General features: G+C 72.0%; 3 protein-coding genes and 1 pseudogene. 2 read left to right on the top strand and 2 right to left on the bottom strand.

Features of this window, described 5'->3' with window-relative positions:
• Window positions 1-69: 69 nt before the first annotated feature.
• Window positions 70-1,263, bottom strand: a complete 1,194-nt coding sequence (locus WMJ97_RS14540) for an ABC transporter substrate-binding protein (protein WP_347349725.1) — start codon at window positions 1,261-1,263, stop codon at window positions 70-72.
• Between the two features lie 1,074 nt (window positions 1,264-2,337).
• Complete coding sequence (locus tag WMJ97_RS14535; protein ID WP_347349724.1) at window positions 2,338-2,940, bottom strand: hypothetical protein; 603 nt, start codon at window positions 2,938-2,940, stop codon at window positions 2,338-2,340.
• A 156-nt stretch (window positions 2,941-3,096) separates the two neighbouring features.
• Here WMJ97_RS14535 and WMJ97_RS14530 point away from each other — a divergent pair, with 156 nt between their 5' ends.
• Window positions 3,097-3,747, top strand: coding sequence for a biotin transporter BioY (locus WMJ97_RS14530; RefSeq protein WP_347349722.1), 651 nt, complete (start codon window positions 3,097-3,099; stop codon window positions 3,745-3,747).
• Window positions 3,744-4,148: pseudogene (locus WMJ97_RS14525) on the top strand (hypothetical protein); the annotation flags it as partial. The gene WMJ97_RS14530 and the pseudogene WMJ97_RS14525, both read left to right, overlap by 4 nt.

The raw sequence follows: 4,148 nt of genomic DNA, 5'->3' as shown, positions 1-4,148 counted from the left end.
CCTGCTCGGCCACCGAGGGGGCGGCTGGGGGAGCCGGCCGGGAAGCCGGCTGGGTGGTGAGGGCGGTCATTACCAGTCCAATCCGAGGGTGTCGAAGGCCTTGTCGGCGAGGGCGCGCGGGTCGGCGTCCCGGCCGAGGTAGCCGGTCTTTTGGAACTTCTCGATGCCGGGAAGGAGGGAGTCCTTGAGCTTCACGACGGACGGTTCCCACGTGTAGCTCTTGAGGAGGGTTTCGATGAGGCCGACGTCGCCGGCCACGTAGCCCTTGTCGACCTCGATGCGCGCCACTTCGGCTTCGTGGCCGGCGACGTACCGGGAGCCCTGGGCCCACGCCTCGATGAGCTTGCGCGCGAGCGGGGTCTCGCGGGCGACGAGGTCGCCGTTGAGGGCGGTGCAGCAGCAGTAGGCCTGGGCGTTCGTGCCGGTCATGTTGTTGGCGAGCTCCCGTCCGTAGCCGCGCAGCAGCGGCAGGTAGGCGATGGGGTCGCTGGTGGCGATGGCGTCGACGTCGCCCTTGCGGAGCGCGTCGGCGAGCACGGAGTTGTCGAGCACCTTCCAGTGCACTTGGCCCGCTTCGGGGAGCGGGTTGATGCCGGCGTCCAGGAGGTCCATGGAGAAGAACATGGTCGCCGAGCTGCTCAGGCTGGGGATGCCGATGTTGACGCCCTTCAGCTGGGCGAGCGCGTCGATGGAGGAGTCCTTCGGGACGATCAGCCGCAGGCATCCGCCGTGCAGGCCGGCGACGAACTTGACGTTCTGGCCCTCCTCGACGGGCTTGAGCCATGAGTAGAAGATGCCGCTGGAGGCGTCGTATTGGCCGGAGCCGACGGCGGCCTTGCTGTCCTCGTCGCCGACGGTCTTATGGAGGGTGACGTCGAGGCCGGCCTGCTCGAAGAAGCCCTTCTCCTTGGCGACGATCGCGGGGGCGTCGCAGACGTCGCCGCCGTAGATCAGTTTGAGCGGACGGTTCGCGGCGGCCGTGGCGGCGCCGCGTCCGATGTCGTTGCCGATCAGCCCGCCGCCGACTCCGCCGACGACGAGGCCGCCAAGTGCGCCGAGCGTGACGCCGGTGAGGAACCCGCGCCGGCTGACGCCGTGCTGGGCCCGGGCCTCGGCGCGCTGGTCGGCTTTGACCTGGTCGGTGGTGGTGGGCTGGACGACGGCGCCCGACGGCAACACCTGACCGGGCTGGGGGCGGGCGTCCTGGTGGCGGGCGTCCTGGGGGCGCGCAACGGCGTCCGGGTGGTTGGACGAATCAGACATTCTCTTCTCCGATGGCCGCGCGGGGACGTGCCCGCACGGCGGTGCATGACGAACGGTGGGGGAGGTGATCTGCGGGGTGACGGTCGACGGAGCGGCGGTCGACGGAGCGGCGGTCGACGGACCGGCGAGCCGCGGATCACAGGGGGATGCCGGCGGCGAGCGGATCAGGAGATTCGTCGAGCGGCGCCGGCCCGTGTTGGGGATGTGAACCCCGAGGTGACAGCGGGCCTGAGCCCGCGCAGGCGGTCGTGCGGTCGCGTCAGCGACAACAGTGGCTACAGTGCCCGGTGCAACACGGACAGGACGCCGCGGCGCGGTGATCCTGGACGAAGCGTGTGCCCCGGGAAGCCATCTGTGCGATCTCCTTCACGAACCCCGTCGAGCGGGGGCCTGCCGGTCTCTCGGACGCCCACCCCCGTGGGTTCGGACGCCTCGCGACCACAACCCAGGTTAGGACAGTGGTCCGACCAACTCAACCGCGCGGCGATGTTGCCGTCGGGAGGATGGGCCGGCGGATCGACCCGTAGACCGGGGTGACGCTGCTGCGCGTGAGCAGGCTCCTCGGTCGTCCTCCCTCGCGGAGTCCGTCGACGGGATCGAGTGCAACTGGTGGCCCTGTCGAGAATCGTCGTGACGCCCAGACTGGTCATAAGGGACGCTCCCCGGCGTGACGGGCGTTGGTTGGTTTTGCTTCCGAAATGGAAGCAGAACGAGGTGACGGGCAACTCGCCTTGTGGGATCAGCCCGGAGCTCATCGCCTCGGCGCGGGTGTGTCGCAGGACTCTCCGGGGTTGGGGACGGGGCGGTCCTCACCGCCCGTCGAATCGGCCGGGCACAACCCTGGAGGAGAGCGACCACTACAGCGGTCGGCACGGGGCTTGGGTGGCGTCGGGCCGGGAGCGCCTCTCGGCGCGTGGCCGCTCGCAGCGGCTAAAGATGGAGCCCGGGGCTACCGCGGCCCGACACCGCGTTCGAGGATAGGCCCCCCGCGGTCGAGACCCAAATGCTCGGGCGGAATGCCGCGGCAGCATGGGCGGGCTCGGGGGCGCGTGCGGACCGGCGTCCCCGACGGGATCAGTTCAGCTTGCCAGCGCGCCAGAGGCGCGCTGACGCGGTGAGGTCGTCGGCCATGTCGCGGAGGCGGGCGGCGTCCATCACGGAGAGGGTTCCCTCGCCGGCGAACGCACGTCCGGCGACGACGACGCGGCAGAAGGCCGCGGCGCGCTCGAGGGCGACCGCGAAGTCCCCGGTGAAGACGCCCCGAAGGATCTCGTCGGCGACCCGCGCGACCTCGGTGGGGCCGGTCGGCTCGACGCCCGCCACCACGTGGTTCGGCTCGGTGTACGGGACGCCGTAGGCGTACTCGCGGGCGGCGTCCGCGGGGGAGGTGCGCATCCACTCGCGCAGCACGTACAGGCGGAAGAGCGCGCCCGGCAACGAGCGCGCCGGCCGCGACGCCCAGAGGTCGGCGAGGGTCGGCAGCCCGATGTCGTCGACCAGCGCGATCAGGCGCTCGGTGACGGCGGGGTCGCCGGCGGCGCGTCCGGTGTGCAGCAGGACGGCAGCCGTCTCGTGGGCGGCGTGCAACTCGGCGATGGGGTCGGAGCGCTCGCCGAGCGCCTCCAGGGCCGCGGGGTCGCGGAAGCTCGGCCGGCGGGGCTTGTGGTACTCGCTCATGGGGCCGAGAGTAGCCGGGCGACGACGGCGGGACTCCGGCGAAGCCCGGGCGCGCCGGTCGCCGGACGCCTGCACGTCTCCGCACACATCTTGAACAATGTTCAAGAATCGGTGGAATCGTCCTAGAATCCGGCCATCCACCCGGAAAGGACCGTCATGCCATCCGCCCACCCCACCCGCAGCGACCAGTCGGCTCGCGCCGCGTCCGGGCCCGCCGATCGCCGCCGCACCCCCGGACGCGACATCGCCGTGATCGCGGTGTTCGCCGGGATCACGGCCGCTTTGGGCTTCCTGCCCGCGTTCTACACGCCGATCTCGCCGTCGCCGATCACGGCCCAGTCGTTCGGGACGATCCTCGCCGGCGCCATCCTCGGCGCCCGCCGCGGCGGACTGTCGCAACTCCTGTTCATGGCCCTGGTCGCGCTCGGCCTGCCGCTGCTCGCCGGCGGACGCGGCGGCGTCGGGGTCTTCGCGAGCGCGACGGTGGGGTTCCTGGTCGCGTACGTGGTCGTCCCGTTCCTGATCGGCTGGGCCACCGAGCGGGTGGGGGCGCCGTACCGGTTCGTGCCGGGGCTGCTCATCAACGCGGCGTTCGGCATCGTCGTCATGTACCTGTTCGGGGCGGTGGGCATGATGGCGGTCATGCACCTGAGCGTCCCGGCCGCCGCGCTCGCCGTGACGCCGTTCATCATCGGCGACTCGATCAAGGTCGTCCTCGCGACGGCGACGGCCGTGGCCGTCCACAAGAGCTATCCCGGTCTGCTGCCGCTGCGGGGCCGGCTCGGGCGGGACGCCGCGTCCGTATGAGTCCGACCTCCCGGACGCCGCGCGGCGATTCCCCGGCGCTTCTCACCGGCGCGTCCGACCCGGTCGCCGCGTTCTGGGACGCCCATCGCCGGGGCCGGTCGATCGCGGTCCGCACGTCGGGCACGACGTCGGCCGCGGCGCGCACGATCGTCCGGACGACGGCGTCCTGGGTCGATTCCTTCGACGCCGTCGCCGCGCGGCTAGGGCTGACGGCGTCCGATCGCGTGTGGATCCCCGGCGAGATGGACTCCACGATGAACCTGTTCGCGGCCTGCCTCGCCGGGCACGTGGGCGCGGGTTGGTCCGTGGACGCCGCCGGCGCGACCGTCGCCCAACTCACCCCCACCGGTCTGGACCGGCTGCTCGCGGACGCCTCCGCGCGCCCCGGGTCGGCGCGCCCC

The organism is Nigerium sp., assembly GCF_039811905.1.
Taxonomy (GTDB): Bacteria; Actinomycetota; Actinomycetes; order Propionibacteriales; family Propionibacteriaceae; genus Propioniciclava.
The sequence above is the reverse complement of the archived record's forward strand: the minus strand, read 5'-3'. Positions and strand labels throughout refer to the sequence as shown.

What these genes read in the sequence shown, in the direction of transcription:
- WMJ97_RS14540 (WP_347349725.1), bottom strand. Translation starts at nt 1,263, where the DNA reads ATGTCTGATTCGTCCAACCACCCGGACGCCGTTGCGCGCCCCCAGGAC.
- WMJ97_RS14535 (WP_347349724.1), bottom strand. Translation starts at nt 2,940, where the DNA reads ATGAGCGAGTACCACAAGCCCCGCCGGCCGAGCTTCCGCGACCCCGCG.
- WMJ97_RS14530 (WP_347349722.1), top strand. Translation starts at nt 3,097, where the DNA reads ATGCCATCCGCCCACCCCACCCGCAGCGACCAGTCGGCTCGCGCCGCG.